The 19930-nt window shown below is 61.4% G+C and carries 20 protein-coding genes; 5 read left to right on the top strand and 15 right to left on the bottom strand.

The features are described from left to right. Positions 1 to 13: 13 nt before the first annotated feature. The gene (locus O0880_RS11590; RefSeq protein WP_289886568.1) at positions 14 to 541 is read left to right on the top strand and encodes an SRPBCC family protein; all 528 of its coding nucleotides are present in this window, start codon (positions 14 to 16) and stop codon (positions 539 to 541) included. A 171-nt stretch (positions 542 to 712) separates the two neighbouring features. Here the strand turns inward: O0880_RS11590 and O0880_RS11585 are convergent, their stop codons facing one another. The 8 genes from O0880_RS11585 to O0880_RS11550 form a co-directional block, all read right to left on the bottom strand. Next, positions 713 to 1054, bottom strand: a complete 342-nt coding sequence (locus tag O0880_RS11585; protein ID WP_289886566.1) for a hypothetical protein — start codon at positions 1052 to 1054, stop codon at positions 713 to 715. 190 nt (positions 1055 to 1244) lie between these two features. After that, a complete protein-coding gene (locus O0880_RS11580; RefSeq protein ID WP_289886564.1) occupies positions 1245 to 1586 on the bottom strand; it encodes a hypothetical protein in 342 nt (113 codons plus the stop codon). Between the two features lie 148 nt (positions 1587 to 1734). Further along, on the bottom strand, positions 1735 to 2748 hold the full coding sequence (locus tag O0880_RS11575; RefSeq protein ID WP_071323481.1) for a response regulator: 1014 nt from the start codon (positions 2746 to 2748) through the stop codon (positions 1735 to 1737). Continuing rightward, positions 2741 to 3838, bottom strand: coding sequence for a hybrid sensor histidine kinase/response regulator (locus tag O0880_RS11570; RefSeq protein ID WP_289886561.1), 1098 nt, complete (start codon positions 3836 to 3838; stop codon positions 2741 to 2743). The genes O0880_RS11575 and O0880_RS11570 overlap by 8 nt, the downstream gene beginning before the upstream one ends. A gap of 1 nt (position 3839) precedes the next feature. Continuing rightward, on the bottom strand, positions 3840 to 5183 hold the full coding sequence (locus O0880_RS11565) for a HAMP domain-containing sensor histidine kinase (RefSeq protein ID WP_071323479.1): 1344 nt from the start codon (positions 5181 to 5183) through the stop codon (positions 3840 to 3842). Continuing rightward, entirely contained in the window at positions 5183 to 6577 is a 1395-nt protein-coding gene (locus O0880_RS11560) for a class I SAM-dependent methyltransferase (RefSeq protein WP_071323478.1), read from the bottom strand. Before O0880_RS11560 ends, O0880_RS11565 begins: the two co-directional genes overlap by 1 nt. Positions 6578 to 7002: 425 nt before the next feature. Continuing rightward, the gene (locus O0880_RS11555; protein WP_289886560.1) at positions 7003 to 8028 is read right to left on the bottom strand and encodes an AraC family transcriptional regulator; all 1026 of its coding nucleotides are present in this window, start codon (positions 8026 to 8028) and stop codon (positions 7003 to 7005) included. Continuing rightward, complete coding sequence (locus tag O0880_RS11550) at positions 8028 to 8918, bottom strand: GGDEF domain-containing protein (RefSeq protein ID WP_071323476.1); 891 nt, start codon at positions 8916 to 8918, stop codon at positions 8028 to 8030. The genes O0880_RS11555 and O0880_RS11550 overlap by 1 nt, the downstream gene beginning before the upstream one ends. 306 nt (positions 8919 to 9224) lie before the next feature. Between O0880_RS11550 and O0880_RS11545 the strand changes: the two genes are divergently transcribed. Beyond that, on the top strand, positions 9225 to 11759 hold the full coding sequence (locus tag O0880_RS11545; protein WP_289886559.1) for a TonB-dependent receptor: 2535 nt from the start codon (positions 9225 to 9227) through the stop codon (positions 11757 to 11759). 17 nt (positions 11760 to 11776) lie between these two features. Then, positions 11777 to 13639, top strand: coding sequence for a phytase (locus tag O0880_RS11540; protein ID WP_289886558.1), 1863 nt, complete (start codon positions 11777 to 11779; stop codon positions 13637 to 13639). A gap of 88 nt (positions 13640 to 13727) precedes the next feature. Here the strand turns inward: O0880_RS11540 and O0880_RS11535 are convergent, their stop codons facing one another. From O0880_RS11535 to O0880_RS11505, 7 genes are all read right to left on the bottom strand, one after another. Next, positions 13728 to 14141: a hypothetical protein gene (locus O0880_RS11535; RefSeq protein WP_289886557.1), complete on the bottom strand. Its 414-nt coding sequence runs from the start codon at positions 14139 to 14141 to the stop codon at positions 13728 to 13730. A gap of 816 nt (positions 14142 to 14957) precedes the next feature. Next, positions 14958 to 15215: a hypothetical protein gene (locus O0880_RS11530; RefSeq protein WP_156894791.1), complete on the bottom strand. Its 258-nt coding sequence runs from the start codon at positions 15213 to 15215 to the stop codon at positions 14958 to 14960. Between the two features lie 144 nt (positions 15216 to 15359). Next, positions 15360 to 16064 (bottom strand): CPBP family intramembrane glutamic endopeptidase, encoded by a 705-nt coding sequence (locus O0880_RS11525; RefSeq protein WP_289886556.1) that lies wholly within the window; start codon positions 16062 to 16064, stop codon positions 15360 to 15362. A gap of 276 nt (positions 16065 to 16340) precedes the next feature. Beyond that, positions 16341 to 16775, bottom strand: coding sequence for a hypothetical protein (locus tag O0880_RS11520; RefSeq protein ID WP_289886555.1), 435 nt, complete (start codon positions 16773 to 16775; stop codon positions 16341 to 16343). An 87-nt stretch (positions 16776 to 16862) separates the two neighbouring features. Next, positions 16863 to 17225: a hypothetical protein gene (locus O0880_RS11515; RefSeq protein ID WP_289886554.1), complete on the bottom strand. Its 363-nt coding sequence runs from the start codon at positions 17223 to 17225 to the stop codon at positions 16863 to 16865. An 83-nt stretch (positions 17226 to 17308) separates the two neighbouring features. After that, positions 17309 to 17608 (bottom strand): hypothetical protein, encoded by a 300-nt coding sequence (locus O0880_RS11510; protein ID WP_289886553.1) that lies wholly within the window; start codon positions 17606 to 17608, stop codon positions 17309 to 17311. A 190-nt stretch (positions 17609 to 17798) separates the two neighbouring features. After that, positions 17799 to 18047, bottom strand: a complete 249-nt coding sequence (locus tag O0880_RS11505; protein ID WP_289886552.1) for a hypothetical protein — start codon at positions 18045 to 18047, stop codon at positions 17799 to 17801. A gap of 241 nt (positions 18048 to 18288) precedes the next feature. Between O0880_RS11505 and O0880_RS11500 the strand changes: the two genes are divergently transcribed. Then, positions 18289 to 19167, top strand: a complete 879-nt coding sequence (locus O0880_RS11500) for an EamA family transporter (RefSeq protein WP_289886551.1) — start codon at positions 18289 to 18291, stop codon at positions 19165 to 19167. Between the two features lie 338 nt (positions 19168 to 19505). After that, positions 19506 to 19871, top strand: coding sequence for a c-type cytochrome (locus O0880_RS11495; RefSeq protein ID WP_289887346.1), 366 nt, complete (start codon positions 19506 to 19508; stop codon positions 19869 to 19871). Positions 19872 to 19930 lie beyond the last annotated feature (59 nt).

Below are 19930 nucleotides of genomic sequence, written 5' to 3'. Positions count from 1 at the left end.
ATTTGGAGAGCATATGATCAAAAAAACCCTGTTGCTGATCGTCGTCATCGTCGCCGCCATCCTCGGCTATGCCACCACCAAGCCCGACACATTCAGTGTCCAGCGCGAAATCACCATCAAGGCCCCGCCGGACAAGATCGCCGCCCTGATCACGGACTTCCACTACTGGGCCGCCTGGTCGCCGTGGGAAAAGCTCGATCCGGCCATGCGCCGCACGTTTACGGGCCCGGCCAGCGGCCTGGGCGCGCAATATGCGTGGCAAGGCAATGACAAGGTGGGCGCCGGCAGCATGGAAATCACGGAAGCGGCCCAACCGGAGCGCACCGTCATCAAGCTGGACTTCCTGAAACCGTTCGAAAGCCATAACACCACCACGTTCACCATGACGCCCGAGGGCGACAGCACGAAGGTGAACTGGACCATGACGGGCCCCAGCCCTTACGTCAGCAAGGTCATGACCGTGTTCGTCAGCATGGATACCATGATCGGCAAGGATTTCGAAAAGGGCTTGAACAACCTGAAGGCGGCGGCGGAACGGTAAATCGTGTCTGCCCCATGACAGACAGGGCCTGCGCGGCCCTGTTCTTTTGGGATGACGGCTGGAAGCGCGGCCCTTGCATATCCATGCAGGCAGGTGCATGGCGCCGCCTGCCGACGGGCCCAGCAAGCATCCAAGTGGAAAGGCATTCACATGGGAATGCCCTTGCGCTTATTATTTCAGGAAAAGAATACTGGCGTCCTCGACGACACCGTAAATCGCGCAAGTGCCCTTGCCCTGGCCATAAACCGTGGCGCCGCCGGATTTGGCCAGCAAGGCCAGCGCGTACATCGCCTTGCCGCCGGCTGTCGCCGCATCAAATGACATGGAATGGTTATAACCGGCAATGGCGCACGCCGGCGTCGTGCCGACGACGACATCGACAAAGGTCACCAGACCCTTGCCATCGGAATCGATGCGCACTTCCGCGACCTTGCCAATAATGGCGCCCTCCGCATGGGCTTGCGACGGGATAAAAGACAGGGCAACAGCCAGACTCAACAAAACAGGTTTCATTTGAATATCAATAGAATAAAACCTTATTTTATATTGGCAAATGCAACAACAAAGTTATTCAAAGATTAAATATACCATCCACCGCATGAAAGCGGACCGCCGGCCGTCAGGAGCGCCGACAGCGGCACTGCCACGGGCAACTGCTGTAACGGAGCGGCCAGGATGTTTTATCCAGAAAACCCGATGCTCGTCATTTCAAGAAAAGAATATTGGCATCCTCGACGACACCGTAGGTCACGCATGTGCCTTTTCCCAGGCCAAAAATAACACCGTCACTGGATTTGGCCAGCAAGGCCATGGCGTAGAAGGCCTTGCCGCCGGCCGTCGCGGCATCAAATGCCAGGGAATGGTTATAACCGGCAATGGCGCACGCCGGCGGCGTACCCGTGATAACGTCGACAAATGTCACCAGGCCCTTGCCGTCGGAATCAATGCGCACTTCCGAGACCTTGCCAATAATGGAACCCTCGGCATGGGCTTGCGATGAAATAAAAGACAGGGCAAAAATCAGGCTCAGTAAAATAGGTTTCATTTGAATATGAATACAATAAAATCCTATTTTATATTGGGGGATGCAATAAACAAAGTTATTCGAAGATTAAATATGCCATCCACCGCATGAAAACGGTCCGCCTGCACGCCGTCGGCGCCGCGCTGGCGGGTGAAAGCGGACCGCATGCTTAAAACTGTTCGATCCACGCCGCCAGGTGATCGGGCGTGAGGGCCGGTTCGGCTTGCACCACCTTGCCCAGCAAACCCTGTTCGCCCTTGCTGAGCTGCAAGGACCAGCCGCGCCGCGCCAGCCACAGCAGATTGGCCAGCCAGAACGCATGGGTGGCCGAGACGGGCGTGGTGGTGGGCGTTTCAAGGAATTCCGTCAACAGGCGGCCATCGAGGAACAGCGCCGTGCCGGCCTGGTTTTGCAGCGCCGCGCCAAACGCAGGCTGCAGCATGTCGATGGCCTGCTCGACGCCGCGCCCCGGATGCTCGCGCTCGAGCGTTTCCAGCTGCTGGCGCACGGCGGCGGCAAAAGCCGTGCCGCGGAACGCTTCCGAACTGACCAGGTCGGCATAATCCATCAACAGCCAGTCCGGCTCGGGCGGCGTGACGCCGGCCGTCAAGGCCGCCGACAGGTAGGCTTCCACGGGCAGCTGCTGTTCCGGACCGGCCAGGCTGGCGCACAGCGTGTACAGGGTGCCGATGCGGTTGGCGATCGCCTGGCGCTGGCGCACCATCAGCTTTTCGCGCAGCAATTGCGCATGCTCGTTGCGCAGCCGCGCCAGCTCCAGCGCCTGTTTCAACTCCATGCGCAGCGCCGCGATATCCCACGGCTTCTGGATGTAGCGGTGGATCTGCCCCTGGTTGACGGCTTCCACAGTGTGCTCGAGCTCGGAATACGCGGTCGTCAGGATGCGCACGATATGCGGATGGCGGTCCCACGCGTACGACAGCAGCTCGTTGCCATAGGCACCGGGCATGCGCTGGTCCGATACGAGCACGGCGATGCGGTCGGCCTGTTCGTCGAGAATGCGCTTGCCCTCCTCGACCGAGGTGGCCGTCAGCACGTCGGCCAGCGGCGCGATGGCGCGCTGGAAATATTTGAGGGCGTTGGCCTCGTCATCGACATAGAGTATCGTCGGCAAGCCTTGCGCCGGCTCTCGTTGAGCCGGTAAACGCAGATTGGCGTCAATCATGCTCGTTCCTTATATGTACTGGAAAATTCAGGGTCACCGTGGTGGAACTGCCAAACTCGGTGGCGATGTCGAGATTGCCGCCGAACGATTGCATCATGCGGTGGCAAAATACCATGCCCCAGCCCTTGCCCGCATCGCTGCTGGCACTGACGGGGTCGATCAACAGCTGCTCGACAATCTCGGGGGCGATGCCGGCGCCATTGTCGCGCACCTTGATGTGGCCGGCACCGATGCGGATGCTGATCGCCGGATGGGCTTGCTCGCCGGCCGAGCGCAGGGCATTGCCCAGCACGGACGACAGGATCAGCGCCACGCAATTGGGCGACTCGGCGATGGCAAAGTCTTCGCCGGCCTCGACCGTGATGGCGGCGCGCTGCTGCGTGCTCAGCGGGTAGCTGTCGAGCAGTGCCGCCAGCAACTGGCGCGCGCTGCCGGCGCCGCGTCCATCCTGCATGCCGGGCCCGGCACTGGCCAGGCGCACCGTGTCGATGAAGCTGGCCAGGACGGACAGGCAATAACGGGCATTGCCATGCATCAGGGCGGCGGCCTCGCCGATCTCGGCCTGTTGCGCGCCAGCCGACTGCGTGCGCCGCTCGATGCCGCGCGCAAAATTGGCGATGGCCGCCAGCGGCGTATTCAATTCATGGGCCAGGAAAGCGAGCGACTCCTGCATCGCCACCAGGCCCTGGCGCCGCGCGGTGCGCTCGCGTCCCGTCTGCACGGCCAGCTGCAGCGCGCTGTGCATGGCGTTCAGGTCGAGCGGCTTTTCCAGCAGGCGGAACACCGTGCCGCCATTGATCAGCTCAAGCAGCACGTCCTTGTCCGCATACGCCGTCACCAGCATGCAGACGATGTGCGGGTAGCGCTGCGCCACTTCCTGCAGCAATTCGCTGCCCAGGCGGTCCGGCATGCGGTAATCGGTCACGAGCACGTCGACGTGTCCGCCATGCTGTTCCAGCAAGGCCAGCGCCGCATCGACGCCGGGCGCCGTCAGCACGCGGTAGCGCGTGGCGACGGCGCGCTCGAAATACTTGCAGGCGAGCGCTTCGTCGTCCACATACAGCACGCAGGCGCGGCTATCGTTATCCATGCTAGCGGCCCTCCCAATCCGAGCGCTGCAGGTCGAAGTTCATGCTGGCCCATACGCCCAGCTCGCTCTCGGCGCTGAGCGTGCCGCCATGGCGCTCGATCACGCCATAGCTGATGCTCAGCCCCAGGCCCAGTCCCTGCCCCACTTCGCGCGTGGTGAAGAACGGTTCGAAGACGCGCGCCAGGTTTTCCGGGGCGATGCCGGGGCCATTGTCGCGCACGCTGATGCGCAGGCGGTCGTCGTCCCAGCGGGCCGTGATGCGGATCTCGAACGGCGGCGCATTGCCCTTGCGCATGGACAGCACGGCGTTGCCCAGCAGGTTGATCAGGACGCCCACGATGGCCGCCTCGTCGCCGCGCACCAGGGTATCGACCGGCAAGTCATGGCTGATGCTGACGTTCTTCGTTTCGTGGCCCACGAGGCGGATCGCCGCGTCGAGCGCGCTGCGGAACTGGAAGTGCCCCGTTTCCAGCTGATTGCCGCTCTTGCGGTAGGCAAAGGTCTTCAAGTCGGAAACGATGTGCTGCACGCGCAGCATGCCCTGTTTGGCGTCGGCCAGGCATTCGCTCACCAGCGCGCTCTGCTTGGCGGCCGGATCTTCGATGGCCACCTCGATGGCCATCATGCAGAAATTGACGGGGTTGTTGACCTCGTGCAGCATGCCGGCGGCCAGCGTGCCGATGGCCGCCATTTTCTCCTGTTGCAGCATCTGCCCCTTGATATCGGCCAAACTTTTGTTGGTTTCTTCCAGTTGCGTGTTCTTTTGCGCCACTTCCGCCTTCAGCTGGAACAGCATGAAACGGGCGCGCTCGTTAAAGTAGGTAAACACGGCGCTGATGCTGGCCGACATGATGAGGAACAGGCAATTGACGATAAACGTGCTCTGCAGGTCGAAGCCGTGCGCATGCCAGGCGCAGGCGGCCACGTACAGCAGGCAGGAGACGGCGCCGAAGACCATGTTTTGCCACAGGCCGAACGCCAGCACGATGCCCGACGAATAGATGGCCAGGGTCATGCCCACGTAATAGATGGAGGCGGCCCCTTCGGTGACGGCGATCATCCAGGCGATCATCAGCTGCGGCAGCAGCAGCCAGACGAAGGTCAGGCCCTGGATGCGGTCCTGCGCCCAGCGCGTGCGCATGGCCAGCACGACAATAAAGATCAGCACCGACACCAGCAGGCGGGCGCTGGTGAAGGCCGACTGCATGTCCGGATACAGGGCCGAGTCGAGGCCCATGCCCAGCAGGATCAGGACGATGCCCGTGTAGGCGCCGCCGCGGCTGAATTCCAGGCGGAAGTCGCGCAAAACGGCCGTGTAGCCGGCGTGCAGGCCTGGAGTATCCATCAGGGAATGCTCACTTCCGCGAACACATTCACGCCCGTGGCATCGACATAGATATGCGGGTCCGTCGCATACTCGGGCAGCAGGGCCGACAGGCTCTCTTCATTGCGATAGATCAAATGCCATTCCAGCAAATGCTCCATGCCGAACTTGCCGGGATTGTTGGCGTGCACATTCGTCACCAGCAGGCGCCCGCCCGGCCCCACGCGCGAAGCGAAGTGCAGCAGCAGGCGCGCGCAGACCTTGTCGGACAGGTAGTCGAACAGGCCGGCGCAATACACGGCATCGAAACTGCCGGGCAAGCCGGTGACGCCGGCGCCATGCCGGCGCTTGAGCAGGTTGTGCACGGAGTCATGCACATAGTCGATCTCGACCACGCGGCCCGTGCGCTGCATGATGGTGGTCAGGCGCGCGCGCGTCCAGTCCAGCGTCTCGCTGCTGAAGTCGACGAGTTCAAAGGCCAGCCACTGCGCATCGGCACAGGTGTCGAGGAAGCGCTGCACTTCGATGGCCGGGCCGCAGCCCACGTTGAGCACCTTGAAGACGCGCCCGGCGGCGCGCGCGGCGGCCGCCTTCTGCGTCAGGAATTCCGTCAGGATATCGATGCGGTTGCGGTGCGCGGTGGCCACGGCCGCCTGCAGGAAGGCCGCATTGACGATCTGAAAATACGTGCTCGGTCCCTGGCGCGGGTCGTCCAGCAACTGGTTGACCATCTGGTAGTCGCCCGCATAGCCGAGCGGCTTGGTGAACGTGCGAAAGACGAATGGCGCGCGCAGGATCAGCGGGTGCAGCGCCGCCTGGGCAAACGCGCGGTGGGCCGGCGCCCGCTCTTCCTCGACCAGCGACGCCTCGGTCTCGAGCTGGCGCAAGTACAGCTGGGTTTGCTCCATCAGCGGCAGCGCGAGCTCGTCGAAGATATCGGCGCGCAAACGGCCATTTTCCTTGGGCAGCGAGTCGGACAAGTCGACCTGCTCGACCCAGCGCGCCACTTCCGACAAAAAGGCGCGCATTTCATTGACGACGATCTGGTAGTCGCGGCGGATGCGGAAGCGCTCGCCCCAGCCGGCGACAAAGGCGCTGGACTCCTTCGCCACCGCGCCCTTGACCACCACCACATCGCTCAGTTCGCGCCATTCGTCGATCAGGGTCACCGAGACGATCGCCGTCAGGCCCGTGTTGACGCTGCTGATGACGACCGCCTTGCCGACGTAGGCGTTTTTCGCCCCCATGCGCACCGTCAGCTCGTTGAGTACCTCGCTGACCTGCACAATCGAGTATGGATTGTAGATTTCCATCACCAGCGAGTTGCGCTGCAGGTTGAAAATCGTGCCGCGCACCGCCTCACCCTGGGTGTTGCGGAAACTGACGACTGGATCGATTTGCGATTGTGAATACACGATTGAACATTATCAAGTGGCCCGGTTTTCCGGCGCGCCAGCCATCGGGGCGCCAGTTGCCAGACTGGGTTAAGGCAAGGCAAGCCGGTCGGCTGCCACCGGCGCACCATCGATATGGCGGCGCTGCGGCGTCGTGTGACGCCACGCCAGCCGGACCGCCTCAAAGCGCGTCTGCTCGCTCTCTTGCCGAGTGTACTATGGATGTAGCAGAACGGGCAATTGTTCCCTCTGGAACGACTCACACTGGCGCTATCGCGCAACGCTGCCGCAATTCGCGCCGGCCAGGAACGGGCAACGCCCATCCAAACCGTGGCGGGCGGAAGCGGGATACGGCCGCGAAGCGCCGCTGTCCGTGCACGGGGCCGCGCAGGCAGCGGGCAGCGCAGGCCGTCATCGCGACGTGCAGCAGGTGTTGATCCGCGTTCTCAGCCAGCGACGAACAGGGCCAGCGCGTGGCGCAGCAATTGCGGCGTTTGCCCCGTCCAGCGCTTGAACGAACGGCGAAAGTTGGTGGCATCATGAAAGCCAAGATAGGCGGCCACGGCGTCGTTGTCGTAGCCGTGGGCCTGGAACAGGTAGATCGCCTTGTGCGCGCGCACCTGGTCGAGCTCGGCCTGGAAATGCGTGCCATGGCGCGCCAGGTGGCGCTTGAACGTGGCGGGACTGACGCCGAAGTCCTGCGCCGTGCGCTCCAGCGTGGGCGCGCAGCGGATATGCTCCAGCAGGTAGTCGTACAGCGCGCCGAGCAGGCTGGCGGCCGGCACCGGCGCCAATGCCGCCGCGCGCATGGCCAGCGCCGCCGCCGTGGCATTGCCGCGCGGCCAGGGACGGTCGAGCCAGCCCGATTCGATCAGCATGGCGTCGACCTGGCAATCGAAACGCAGCGCCTGGCCCAGGTGCACCTCGTGCTGTTCCACATGCCGCGGCTGCGCCCGGTTGAAGCAGAAACGCCACGGCAGCGTCTCGCCGGCCAGCCAGCGGCACATGGCGGCCAGCGCCGTCATGTGCATCTCGACGAGGAACGGCAGCTGGCTCGGGGCGCCGAACGCATCGGTCCAGTACAGCACGTGCAGTTCGCCCGCCTCGCGCAGGCGCGGCTGCAACAGCGGACACAGCAGCGTGTGGAAGTCGCACAGGATGCTCAAGGCCTGGCGCAGGTTCTGCGCCTGCAGCAAGGCGTGGCTGACAGCGCCGTAATGGCCGGGCAGCATTTGCTGGCCCAGCATGAAGCTCGTGTCGGCACTGTCGAGGCCGCGCGCCACGTTGGCCAGCAATTGCAGGTATTGCGCGGCGCTGACCTGGCTTTCCTCCGATGGCAGCGGACCGTCATCGAGGCCCGTGCCCTTGAGCAGCGGCGCCGTGGCCAGGTCGCGGCTGCGCGCATAGTCGAGCACCAGCGCCGGCTGGTGGCGCGCCGCGATGCTGGGGTCGCCCGCCTGGTTCAGCGACATCAGGCGGGCGCGGCGGCATGCGCGCGCGGCGTCTCCACCGCGCGGCTCAGTTCGGCCAGCACCACTTCCGGCACGCCGTCGGCCAGCGAACAGGCGTGGCGCAGGCTCAGGCGGATTTCGCGGTTGTCGTTGGCGTGGTGGCGCATCTGCCCCACCATCGCGCACAGGTGGCGCGCACACACGGCGGCCGCCTCGCGCGACACGCCCGGCATCAGCACGGCGAAGCGGTCGCCCGCATAGCGGCACAGCAAGTCGTCATTGCGCAGATTGAGCAGCAGCATGTGCCCCACGGCCTGCAGCACGCGGTCGCCTTCGCGGTGGCCGTATTCGCGGTTAATCAGGTGAAAACTGTCGATGTCGAGCAAGACCAGCGCGCAATCGAGGCCCGGCCGGCGCTCCTGCTCCAGGCGGATCTGCGTGCGCAGGTAGCTGGCGTCGGCCAGTTGCGTGATGCGGTCGAAGGCGCGGTGGTCGCGGAACAGGCGCTCGCGTTTTTGCAGGTGCTCGTTCAGGCGAAACTGCTCGTGGCGCCAGTAATACATGCCGATGGTCAGCAGCAACATGCCGAACGGAATCAAGCCTTCGAGCCAGTTATCCCACACGGCGCGCTTGTCGACGGCGAAGAATTCGTCGAGGCAATCGGCCCAGGAACCGAGCATGATGGCGCACAGGCCGCCGGCGATCAGGCGCGTCACGAGGCCGCGCGGCCGGCTGCTCAGGGTAAACAGGAACCACACGCCGGCCATGATGGCCGTGCCGCCTTCGCACACGATGTCCATCCACTTCCAGAGGGCGATCGGCTTCGGCTGTCCCAAGGTGGCGTAAAGGAAAAAGAACAGGGGCAGCGCCAGCGCGGCGGCAATCAGGCTGTTGCGGTGGAGTGGCAGCATGTGGGGAAACCTTTAAAAGTGGTGCTGCCGCCACGATAGCGTCCGCCCATGACGGCACGATGACATGGCCGGCTGCCGTGCGACAGGTGCAAACGGCTCATGATTGCCGGTCAACATGATGCAAATACGGCAAGCGGCAGCCCATGCGCCCGACGCGCGCAGGTCATTTTAGCTCACCACGGTTCATTTCCGGCCGGAAAGCGCTTGCCTGCCGTTGTTTTCAGGGTGGCAAGCCCTTGCCTGTCACGCAATGGTCATATTTGCTGCCTAGAATCCGCCCGGTTCCCTCCCCTAACCGAGCTCTTCATGAAAACCATGCACACTTCGACTCCCTCCCCGCTGCGCCTGACGGCCCTGGCCCTCGGCATCATGGCCGTCTTTGGCGGCACCAGCCAGGCCCAGGCACAGGAAGACGGCCAGGCGGCCGCCACCGTGGTCGTCAGCGGCCAGCGCGCCAGCCTGCGCAACGCCATCGCGGCGCAGGAAAAAGCCGACAACATTATCAGCGTCATCAGCAGCGACGATATCGGCGGCCTGCCCGACAAGAACGCGGCCGAGGCGCTGGCCCGCTTGCCGGGCGTGTCCGTGCAGCGCGACCAGGGCGAAGGCCGCTACATCACCGTGCGCGGCCTGGGTCCGGACCTGAACGCCGTCACCATCAATGGCGCGCTGGTGCCGTCGCCGGAAGCGGGCCGCCGCGCCGTGGCGCTGGACATCCTGCCTGCCGGCCTGATCCGCACGCTGGAAGTGTCGAAGACCTTGCTGCCGGAAATGGACGCCAACTCGCTGGGCGCCACGGTCGAGGTGAAATCGCTGTCCGCCTTCGACTTGCCGGGCAAGCTGCTGTCGGCCAACGTGGGCGCCAGCCACGATGAAAAGACGGGCAAGACCAGCCCCAGCGGCGGCGCCCTGTGGGCCCAGCGCTTCCTCGACGGCAAGCTGGGCGTGGCAGCCGGCCTGAGCGCGGAAAAGCGCTCGTTCGGTTCCGACGACGTGGAAACGGGCGGCGCCTGGAGCAAGGGCCGCGTATCCGGCCTGGAATTGCGCGACTACCTGCCCGTGCGCAAGCGCGGCGCGCTGGCCGTCAACCTCGATTACCGTCCCGAAGCGGGCAACAGCTGGTTCCTGCGCTCCTTCGTCAGCGAGTTTTCCGACAATGAAGTGCGCGACCGCTTGACCATCAGCAATATCGCCGGCGGCAGCCTGGCCGAAGGGGAAACGGCCGGCGCCCGCGCCGAGCGCCGCATCCGCCAGCGTAAGTACACGCAGCAGGTGCGCTCGCTGGTGCTGGGCACGCAGCAAAAATCGGGCGACTGGACGCTGGACGTGAAAGGCGGCATGAGCCGCGCCACGGAAGACACGCCGGAATCGCTGAACGACGGCCGTTTCCGCGGTCTCAGCAACTTTCCCGGCATCAGCTTCACCGATACGCAGCAACCCAGGCTGAGCGGCCCCGCCTCGCTGTACGACCCGGCCAGCTACGCGCTCAATGCCATCACGCTGCAAAAACGCTACTCGAAGGACAATGAACACCACGCGCGCATCGACCTGGCGCGCAAGTTCGACATCGCCACCCTGAAATTCGGCGCCAAGGTCAGCCGCCGCGAGAAAAGCAATGACACGGATCAATGGGCGTACAACAGCAGCAAGGCCACCAGCGGCAACTACTGGGGCGCCGGTTCCACGTCGATGAGCAGCTTCGTGCAAGGCCACAGCCTCGATTACGACCTGGGCAACATCGGCGTGGCCCTGGATCCGGCCCTGATCCGCGCCCGCGTGGCCGGGCTGGACCGCGCCAAGGCGCGCCTGGCAACCGAGTCCATCATCAACGACTACCGCATGCATGAAGACATCAACGCCATGTATGTGCAAAACAGCTACGACTTCGATGCCTGGCACATCCTCGGTGGCGTGCGCGCCGAGCGCACCAGCTTTGAAGCGGCCGGCTCGCAAGTGGACAGCGCCGGCGTCGCCACGCCCTTGACGCGCGCACGCTCGTACACCAACTGGCTGCCGAACCTGCAGACGCGTTATGACCTGGATCAAAAGACCAGCGTGCGGGCCGCCTGGACGCAAGCCGTGGTGCGCGCCAATTTCAGCCAGCTGGCACCCGGCGTCAGCCTGGCCAGCAACACGGAAGCCGTGATCGGCAACCCGGATCTGAAGCCGCTGAAGGCGAACAACCTGGATCTGGGCATCGAGCGCGTGCTGGGCAATGACGGCGTGATGTCGGCCTACGGTTTCTACAAGGACATCAAGAATTTTACGTACACGACGAACCTGGCCGGCACGGGCCAGTGGGCCGGCTACACGACGGCCACCTCGTATGCGAATGGCGATACGGCCAAGGTGAAAGGCATCGAACTGGCCTACATGCAGCCGCTGCGCATGCTGCCGGCGCCGTGGAACAAATTTCTCGTGGGCGTGAATGGCACGCTGAGCACGTCGAGCGCGCAGATCGGCCGTTTCGACAAGGCGGCAGGCAAGCAGGTCAACCGCGACATCCGCCTGCCGGGCCAGTCGAACCAGGTGATGAACCTGATGCTGGGCTATGAAACGGGTCCCGTCAGCGCCCGCCTGGCCCTCAACTACAAGTCGCCGTATCTGCTGGAAATGGGCGGCGATATCCTCGATTCAAGCCAGGACCACATCGTCGACAGCCAGAAGCAGCTCGATTTCTCGCTGTCATATCAGATCAACAAGCAATTCCAGGTGATTTTCGAAGCGGCCAACCTGAACAATGAGAAATACTATGTCTACCAGGGCACGAAGCAATACAACGTGCAGAACGAACAATATGGCCGCACCTTCAAGGTGAGCCTGAAAGCCAGCGCCTTCTGATGATGAATTTGAACAAGATGAAAAAGACCGTACTCTGCAGTGCTTTGCTGGCCGCCTTTTCTTTCAGCGGCGTGACGCAGGCCGCGCCCGTCGCCATGGCTCCTCCCGCCTTCACGCAGGAATCGGAAGAGCTGGCGCGCCTGCCCGGCGGCGGCTGGCTGCTTCTCGACAAGCACGGCTTGCGCCTGTTCGATGCTGCCGGCCAGGAACAGGACCGCATCGCCGTGCGCGCCAAGCAGCTCGACACGCGCATCGATGGCGGCAAGGTCCTGGCCGTCTTCCTCGAAGCGGACACGCAGCGCCCGCTGCCCGTCGCCGTCGATGTGCAAGCCGGCAAGCTGGTGAAACTGGCGCCGTTTCCCGTGCCGACGTTTTCCGTGGAAGCGTCGTGCCTGTACCGCGATGCCCAGCAGCTCGAGCATCTGTTCTTGATCGGCAAGGATGGGCAAGCGGAACAGTGGGTGATGCGTGGCGAGCAGCGCCAGCTGGTACGCAAGCTGGCCTTGCCGCCGCATACGAAACATTGCCGGGTCGACGATGGCGCGCAGCGCCTGCTGGTGAGCGAAGCGAACATGGGCGTGTGGGCGTATGACGCCGATGCCGAAGGCATGGGCAAGCGCGAAGTCGTGGCCTTGCGCAAGCCGTATGGCCAGCTCGATGGCGGTGCCGGCGCACTGGCCGTGCTGCCCGGCGGCGTGGCCGTGCTCGACGGCAAGGCAGAAAAACTGCACCTGCTGGCACACCAGGGCGGCAAGTGGACGGCCCTGCCGCCGCAAGCCGTCGCCCTGAACGTGCGCAAGGGCGACAGCCAGCTGGCGCTCGATGCCAGCTCGTTATTGCTGCGCGGCAAAAATGGCTGGCAAGCGCGGCCATTGAAGTGGACGGGCAAGGCGGAAATCCAGCCAGCGCTCGCCATCGTCGCCCCGCAAGCGCAGACGGAACCGATGGCGCGCCAGGGCGACGCGGCCGACGACCCGGCCATCTGGCTGTCCAGCAAGCCGGGCGACGCGCGCATCCTCGGCACGAACAAGAAGCAAGGCTTGCTCGTCTACGACCTGCAAGGCAAGCAAACCCAGCTGCTGGAAGTGGGCCGTCTGAACAACGTCGACGTGCGGCAGAACATCAGCCTTGGCGGCGGCAAGGTCGACCTGGCCGTCGCCACCCAGCGCGACGACAACAGCATGATGCTGTTCACGATCGATGCCAGCGGCGAGGTGGCGGAAGCGGGCCGTTTCCCCACCGGGCTGAAAAGCATCTACGGCATGTGTCTGTACCAGCCGGCCGGCGGCGGCGTGGAAGCGTTCATCAACGACAAGGACGGCACTTTCCAGCAGTACCGGATCGGCATGAGCGAGAACAAGTTTACCGCCACCCTCTTGCGCAGCATCAAGGTCGCCACGCAACCGGAAGGCTGCGTGGCCGACGACGCCAATGGCCGCCTCTTCCTCGGCGAAGAAACGCGCGGCGTTTGGACCACCTCAGCCAACGCCGCCAAGCCGGACGCGCTGACCATGGTCTTGCCGGTCGGCCCGCAGTTGACGGCCGACGTGGAAGGCATGGCCATCTACCGCCAGCCGGGTAGCGCGCCTGACACCGGCTACCTGGTCGTCTCCAGCCAGGGCGACAGCAGCTATGTCGTGCTCGACGCGCAAGCGCCGTACAAGGTGCGCGGCCGCTTCAAGGTCGGCTTTAACTTGCCGGCCGGCATAGACGGCACGTCGGAGACGGACGGTCTCGACGTTACCTCCGCCAACCTGGGCGGCGCCTACGCGCAAGGCATGCTGGTGATACAGGACGGCTACAAGCGCCTGCCCGACGGCCCGCAGAACTTCAAGTATGTGGCGTGGGCGGATGTGGCGAAGGCGTTGAAGCTGGAGTAATGACGCAGGAAGGGGGCAGATCCGCCGGGGAATGCGCGCCAATGGCGCGCATTACGACCCCGGGGGAACCGCCCCCCGGTACCCGGTCCTATGCGCGCGGCATGTCGATATGAAATGGCAGCCGCTGGCCGCACAAGTCCACCATGCCCGACATGGCCAGGCGCCGCGCCGACAATTCGACGACATGGACGGCCGATACGTCGCCGTACTCCATCATATAGATACCCGACTCCTCGGCATCGGACTCCGTATCAAGCGGACCGGCAGTGAATTCCCCCTGCGGCCCTGCCGGCACGCGCAAGCCGTGCAGGAAAAAGGCCGGCGGATACATGGCCCACGCCCATTCCGCATCGTCGTCCTCGGTCAAGCGCATGAACACATCGTCGTCGCCATGGATATCGATATTGAGCTCCAGCAAGCCACTGCCATCGCCTTCCAGGCGAATGCCTGATTTCGCCACGTCCACTTCAAAATTGGTGCCACCGATACTGAAAACAGTCATGCAATACGACTCCTGGGTTACATGTGAATATGCGGGGCGACAGGCAGGCATGCAGAACGGTCGCGTCGATCAAGCAGGCGGCAAGTATAAGCCAGGCAATCACGGCCAGCATGCAGATGGCCTATTTTCATCCTGAAGCCCATGTACGTGCCGTCATTGTCAACGCGCACAGCGACGGCGTCAAACTTCAACGCGTTTAAAGGCCGGTGAATGCAGCAAGGACGCTTAGTCCGCAGACAAGGCAAAACCTGTGACGTCTGCTTCCGCACCAAAGCAGACGTTGGCGTGAACCGGTCAATTACCTAGCGTCTCTGTCAGAAATAGTTGCGGAGCGCGGAAAAAGGTTACTGCACGGGACATAGTCAGCGCGGAAGCAACCGAGCTCTGGTCGGGTTGAAGCAATACACGCGTCGTCGGATCGAATAATCGACTACCTAGCGCACCAGCAAAGGTGCAGACTGCATCGAGTTCTGTCTCAGTTGCTGATGCGTCGAGACGAATGTGAATCTCAACCCCGTCGCCTTCTTCAAAGAAGAGGTCAACGCGAGTGCTATTTTCGCCCCGAAGACTACCCAGTCATCCATCATGAACCACGAATAGCGCATCGAGGCGATTAGAGTTCGCTGTGCGCTCAGCGTTGACACTGCAGGAGATTGAGGAAGATGCCAACCATCTTCTTTCAAAAGCGGAAGAGTGCTCCCTTCACCAACTACAAACAGATCATATTACAAACAGATCATATTGCCACACGGCCATTGAATGTCTCCTTAGCTGCCCTGGCTACGGCCGCTTCTGGCCGGCAGCCGGCGGTGTAAGTCAGGCTTCCAGAGGCTTGCCGTCGATGAGTACGCGAAATCGCTCACCTGAAAAGCCCGCCCGGTGGCTACCGTAAATGGCCTTTCCGATAGACTCATACCATTTGGAATCGGTGGCCTCGACAGAAACGGTCATGTCCGAGTTTTCAGCGCCGATTTTCTCAAGAGCTTCCGCGACCTCACTTGCTGAGCGTAGTTTGACACCATTCAAGTCTACGCCGTCATTGTCGAAAATTCGCAATACAACTAGATTTTCCAAATCGATGCTCCAAAAATAAATCGGTGATGCTTCAGTTCTTACATTGGCGAACGGCGGCAGATGGCTGGTGGCAGCTTCTACCTCTTTTCAGAGATTCACGATCCAGCACCTTCGTCGTTGATGGGTCTGCGTTCGAACTTTCCTCTACACCGCATGTGCGATCTCTGTTTCACGGCGCTGTCGCGCCCGGAACACCAACGGAACTGAGATTAGCGACAAACCAGCATGGATGACGATCAGCCACCACAGGCTGTGCGTCAAAGCATATGCGATCGTAAAGACGAAGGCCGACACGATCGAGGCGATTAGCTGCTTCGGGTTCTTGTAGCCGTGCCCTATGCCGTAGGCAAGAGCAGAAGCCGCGATGGCAATCGGCAAGCCTGTGCTGGGTGTCAGTAGCAGCAGAATAAAGCCGCGGTAGAGGATTTCCCATCCAGCGCTCGTAAGCGACATACTGGCCACGAAGGCCAGCGTCTCGGCGCCGGTAAGCGGCCAAGGGAAAGATGAATCCAGCAGCTTGCGTTCATTCTCAGCGCGAGCCAGTGGCATTTTACGACGCTCAATGATGTTGACGACTAGCGAAAGGCCACACAGCAGCAACACGGCGAAGGCCAATCCCCAGGTGCCAACGCTGGAAAGGGGCAGATCGAAGCCGATTTCGCGTAGCGTGTAGCCGGCTTGCCAGGAACCGACCCAGAGGATGCCCAGTAGTACTAGTACATGCCAACTCATTGACCAGTAACGAAGCAGCAGTGGACGGGGCTTATTACTCTTCGGACGCAGGCTGCGCCACACGTTCAAGGCAGGAAAAACAAACAGCAGATAGAGCGCGAGCAGGATGTTCAGCATGGTATTGGCAGGATTAAGGCGGTGTATTGCATGATGCCGCTGCATTTGTTCAATGCCTCGTCGGTAAGGTGTAAGCGCGAACATAGCATCGGCGCAGGCGTCAGAAAGTCAATCATTCCAACACCCGACCGTGGCCGCTTTTTACAGCGCCCCCAGAGAATAGCAAATTACAGAAGGGGGAAAGTCACGCATTATCACGTCAATATGAATGACTGCTGTTGGCCGAAGGCTGCCTGAAAGGTGTCACGCAAAGCTAATGGAGACGCTGCGCCCACTCTACAAGCTTGCGTAGTTAGAACCATGGATTGAAGTACGCGGAAGCAGAAGCCTTACCTCCCTAATTGGAGCGCCAAACCGAAAAACGGCGCCTGACGTTGAAAGCACCACAACCCAGCCAGCCTTGATTGTTATTTGATCAAATGGATTGGATTGATCCGAGACAAACGTCCAAACAGGTTCATGATTTTGCAGCGATTCCAAAACGATTACGCCGATTGAGCCATGTTCCGCCGCCTCTCCGCACTTGACTATGTACTGTCCACCATAGAGCTCTTCTTGCGCCAGAATCGCGACATTGAGCCAACTGCCAGGCTCCTGTTTTTCATGTACTTTGGCCATCCAGGTTTCGTGCACTTCGTAGATATCACCGTTGGTGCACACGAGGCCATTGCAGCTGCGCACCTCCTGGTTCTTCCACTTGGTTGCCATCACTGTGATTGATTCCATATTTAGACAAGGGCGACTGCACGCCCTGAATTAGACAGACTCCATTCTATCGAACGGCTACTTTTGCACTAGCTATCCTCGCTTAAAATAGTCTGGGTAGAAACGACGCAAAATCGACTTGCGTTTGGAATCGTTGATGGGCCTTTGAATGTCCTTCAGCGAACCGGCGAGCCAATGGTCGCTGATCTCCGATGTTGTCCAAGTGCCGAGCGCAAGGTAACTGTAGGCGCCAAAGTGTTCGTGTGCCGAAATTAAATCGTTGCTAGGTTTTGCTGCATATTTTTGCATTGCATGTGCGAACTGTCGAAGCCCTGCCTTGGCCCCAACCAATCGCCACTCCTTGGCGTTATCATCGCTGTCATAGAAGAAACCGAACTCGCGCCACTCACGCTGCGTCATTTCATTGATTTCGCTACGCGGCATGTCTTTACCCATGGCGTTCTAACCGTCCGCTTCTGGCCGGAAGCAGATATCGGTCGGCAACTAAATTCGTAAGCGAGGCAATTTCATAAAGTATATTAACTGTACTGCTTGCGCCTTGTGAAAAGCAGCCAGGCAAGCACCACAATGCCTGCAACGATACATCCGGCCAGACTAACGGCGACACCAAAAATGTACCACGCCACATCGATTCCGTGACTGTAGAGTGTTCCGACAAATAGTCCACTCACTAGCCAGACTAACAGCGCCAATTTAAGCAGAAAGTATTTTACTTTACCGATGGGGCGACTGAGGCGCATCTGATGAATAGCGGCCGCACCCATGACTAAACAAGCCAAACTAGCCGCAATTATCAAGCGTGAAAACGAATACTCCATGGTGCAACCTAGCTTGTAGCTGAGCCAGCGGGCCCATAGATTAAAAGACCGGGAGGCTTAGTGCGGCAGCCAATATCGCTTGCAACTATGCCGCCGGCTTAAGTCTGCACTACGGAACCTGCGCGGGCAGACGAATTGGCGAGTATCCAAGCATCCGGTGCTGGCCGACAGCGAGCAGTGAAATAATTTATTACTTGTCGCGCTGGGATTGCAAACGAAGCGCTAAATCGTCAATTTTGCGCTCGAGCTTTAGATTCGATGCGCCGATGAAGAACCAGATACATGCGAAGTTTACAATCGGAATCAACGCAAGAATCGTCCATTTTGTTACATTGCGTCCCTTTTCCTTAGCCAGAAGATGTGCTGGTATTGCCATCAATAGTGACATCAATATTAATGGAAGAAATGAAGCAAAAAGACTTGGGACGCTATTTTCCATGGCTTAAATCCTATCTAAATTTTAAAATATGACAATATTTAATCGCTTCACTGACAACGTGCACCCACTGGTCATTCGCAAACAATTCTGCAACTGTAGCGTATTTCACAACACCACATCAAAAAAATGACATGAAAGAAGCCGCGATACGCCAGCGATGCCAGCGGTTGCCCAGTTAAATCTTCCCAACTTACCAAGTTGCCAGCGACTGGCAGGCCCAGGCGTATTAAAATCACGCCCCATGACCTCCCCCGCCTCGACCTCCCCCCTCCCCGACAGCATCCTGCTCCCTTCCCTGGCCGTACTGGGAGGGCAGATTTCCGTCAATCTGGGGGCGGCGATTGCGAAGAATCTGTTTCCTGTCATCGGTGTCGAGGGCATCACGGCCTATCGCGTGGGGTTTTCGGCACTGATCCTGCTGGCGATCTTCCGGCCATGGCGCTACCGCCTCACGCGCAAGGATGTGTTGAACCTGCTGGTCTACGGTTCCGTGCTGGGCTTGATGAACTTGCTGATTTACCGGGCGTTTGCGCTGATACCGATCGGCATCGCCGTTGCCATCGAAGTGACGGGGCCGCTGGCCGTGGCCATGCTGTCGTCGCGGCGGCCGCGCGATCTGCTGGCCGTGGCTTGCGCCGTGTTCGGCCTGTACCTGCTGTTACCGCTGCAAGGCAGCCCGGGTAGCCTGGACCCTATCGGCGTGGCATATGCGCTGGGCGCGGCGCTGTGCTGGGCGCTGTATATCATCTTCGGCAAGCGCGCTTCCAGTCTTCAGGGCGGCCAGGCCGTGGCGTGGGGCATGACGGTGGCGGCCATGGTGACGGTACCCATCGGCATCACTTACTCGGGCACGGCCCTGCTGGCGCCGTCGATTGCGCTCATGGGCCTGGCGATTGCCATGCTCTCCAGCGCCCTGCCATATTCCCTGGAAATCTTCGCCCTGCGCCGCTTGCCGCAAGGCGTGTTCGGCATGTTCAGCAGCGCCGCGCCGGCCGTCAGCGCACTGGCCGCCATGGTGGTCCTGGGAGAACTGCTGAGCATGACCCAGTGGCTGGCCATCGGCTGCATCGTCTTCGCTTCGGCCATGGCGGCGCTGGGCGCGCAAGGCGGCAAGCGTTAGCGGCGGCGTACCGACTGTAACTGCAACCGCCTGCAACGCGCATGCGTCAATGCGGCAATGCAGATAGCAGCGGCAAGACAGGCCACACCGTGCTGGCCGCACCGTGGCCCAGACCTGCCGCAGCGGATGCATGCATAAAGGCAGGTATCCATACCACCCTGTAAAATACGCCATCGCTTGCCACGCACGTGCCTGACGCATCCGCTTTCACCATGAAAAACCTGTTACAAGCTTGCCATTATCTTCTTCACCGCCCGCTGCGCCTGCCGCCGACCAGCATGCGTAGCAACAGCCTGGCGGCCGCCACGCTGTTCGCCGTGCTCTGCTCCCAAGCCGTCATGGCCCATGCGGGTACGCCCGCAGCCACAGCTCCAACTCCAGCGGCACCCGCCCTCAAGGGCAATGCCGAGGCGGGCAAGGCGGCGTTTCGCAAGTGCGCCTCCTGCCACCAGGTGGGGCCATCGGCGCGCGGCGGTTTCGGCCCCAAGTTGACGGGCGTGATTGGCCGCAAGGCGGGCGCCACCACCGATTACCGCTATTCGGCGGCCATGAAAAACTCCCAGGTCGTCTGGACCGAACACAATCTGGCCGCCTTCCTGAAAGCGCCCAGCGATTTCATTCCCGGCAACAACATGCGCTTCTGGGGCATCGGCAATGCCCAGCAAGTGGCCGATTTGCTGGCCTATTTGCGTACGCAGCAATAAGCCAATCAAGCCACCAAGCTTAAACCTAAGCCAGACCAATAAGCGTATGCAAGCGCGCA

This window comes from Janthinobacterium sp. SUN118 (assembly GCF_030397695.1).
Classification (GTDB): domain Bacteria; phylum Pseudomonadota; class Gammaproteobacteria; order Burkholderiales; family Burkholderiaceae_D; genus Janthinobacterium.
Note: the sequence above shows the minus strand (reverse complement) of the source record. Positions and strands in the feature narration are given on the sequence as shown.

Excerpts from the sequence above, each read along its gene's own strand:
- O0880_RS11550 (WP_071323476.1), bottom strand. The coding sequence starts at position 8,918 with ATGCTGCCACTCCACCGCAACAGCCTGATTGCCGCCGCGCTGGCGCTG.
- O0880_RS11515 (WP_289886554.1), bottom strand. The coding sequence starts at position 17,225 with ATGGGTAAAGACATGCCGCGTAGCGAAATCAATGAAATGACGCAGCGT.
- O0880_RS11535 (WP_289886557.1), bottom strand. The coding sequence starts at position 14,141 with ATGACTGTTTTCAGTATCGGTGGCACCAATTTTGAAGTGGACGTGGCG.
- O0880_RS11545 (WP_289886559.1), top strand. The coding sequence starts at position 9,225 with ATGAAAACCATGCACACTTCGACTCCCTCCCCGCTGCGCCTGACGGCC.
- O0880_RS11565 (WP_071323479.1), bottom strand. The coding sequence starts at position 5,183 with ATGGATACTCCAGGCCTGCACGCCGGCTACACGGCCGTTTTGCGCGAC.
- O0880_RS11495 (WP_289887346.1), top strand. The coding sequence starts at position 19,506 with ATGGCCCATGCGGGTACGCCCGCAGCCACAGCTCCAACTCCAGCGGCA.
- O0880_RS11570 (WP_289886561.1), bottom strand. The coding sequence starts at position 3,838 with ATGGATAACGATAGCCGCGCCTGCGTGCTGTATGTGGACGACGAAGCG.
- O0880_RS11540 (WP_289886558.1), top strand. The coding sequence starts at position 11,777 with ATGAAAAAGACCGTACTCTGCAGTGCTTTGCTGGCCGCCTTTTCTTTC.
- O0880_RS11590 (WP_289886568.1), top strand. The coding sequence starts at position 14 with ATGATCAAAAAAACCCTGTTGCTGATCGTCGTCATCGTCGCCGCCATC.
- O0880_RS11585 (WP_289886566.1), bottom strand. The coding sequence starts at position 1,054 with ATGAAACCTGTTTTGTTGAGTCTGGCTGTTGCCCTGTCTTTTATCCCG.
- O0880_RS11510 (WP_289886553.1), bottom strand. The coding sequence starts at position 17,608 with ATGGAGTATTCGTTTTCACGCTTGATAATTGCGGCTAGTTTGGCTTGT.
- O0880_RS11555 (WP_289886560.1), bottom strand. The coding sequence starts at position 8,028 with ATGTCGCTGAACCAGGCGGGCGACCCCAGCATCGCGGCGCGCCACCAG.
- O0880_RS11500 (WP_289886551.1), top strand. The coding sequence starts at position 18,289 with ATGACCTCCCCCGCCTCGACCTCCCCCCTCCCCGACAGCATCCTGCTC.
- O0880_RS11525 (WP_289886556.1), bottom strand. The coding sequence starts at position 16,064 with ATGCTGAACATCCTGCTCGCGCTCTATCTGCTGTTTGTTTTTCCTGCC.
- O0880_RS11575 (WP_071323481.1), bottom strand. The coding sequence starts at position 2,748 with ATGATTGACGCCAATCTGCGTTTACCGGCTCAACGAGAGCCGGCGCAA.
- O0880_RS11505 (WP_289886552.1), bottom strand. The coding sequence starts at position 18,047 with ATGGAAAATAGCGTCCCAAGTCTTTTTGCTTCATTTCTTCCATTAATA.
- O0880_RS11580 (WP_289886564.1), bottom strand. The coding sequence starts at position 1,586 with ATGAAACCTATTTTACTGAGCCTGATTTTTGCCCTGTCTTTTATTTCA.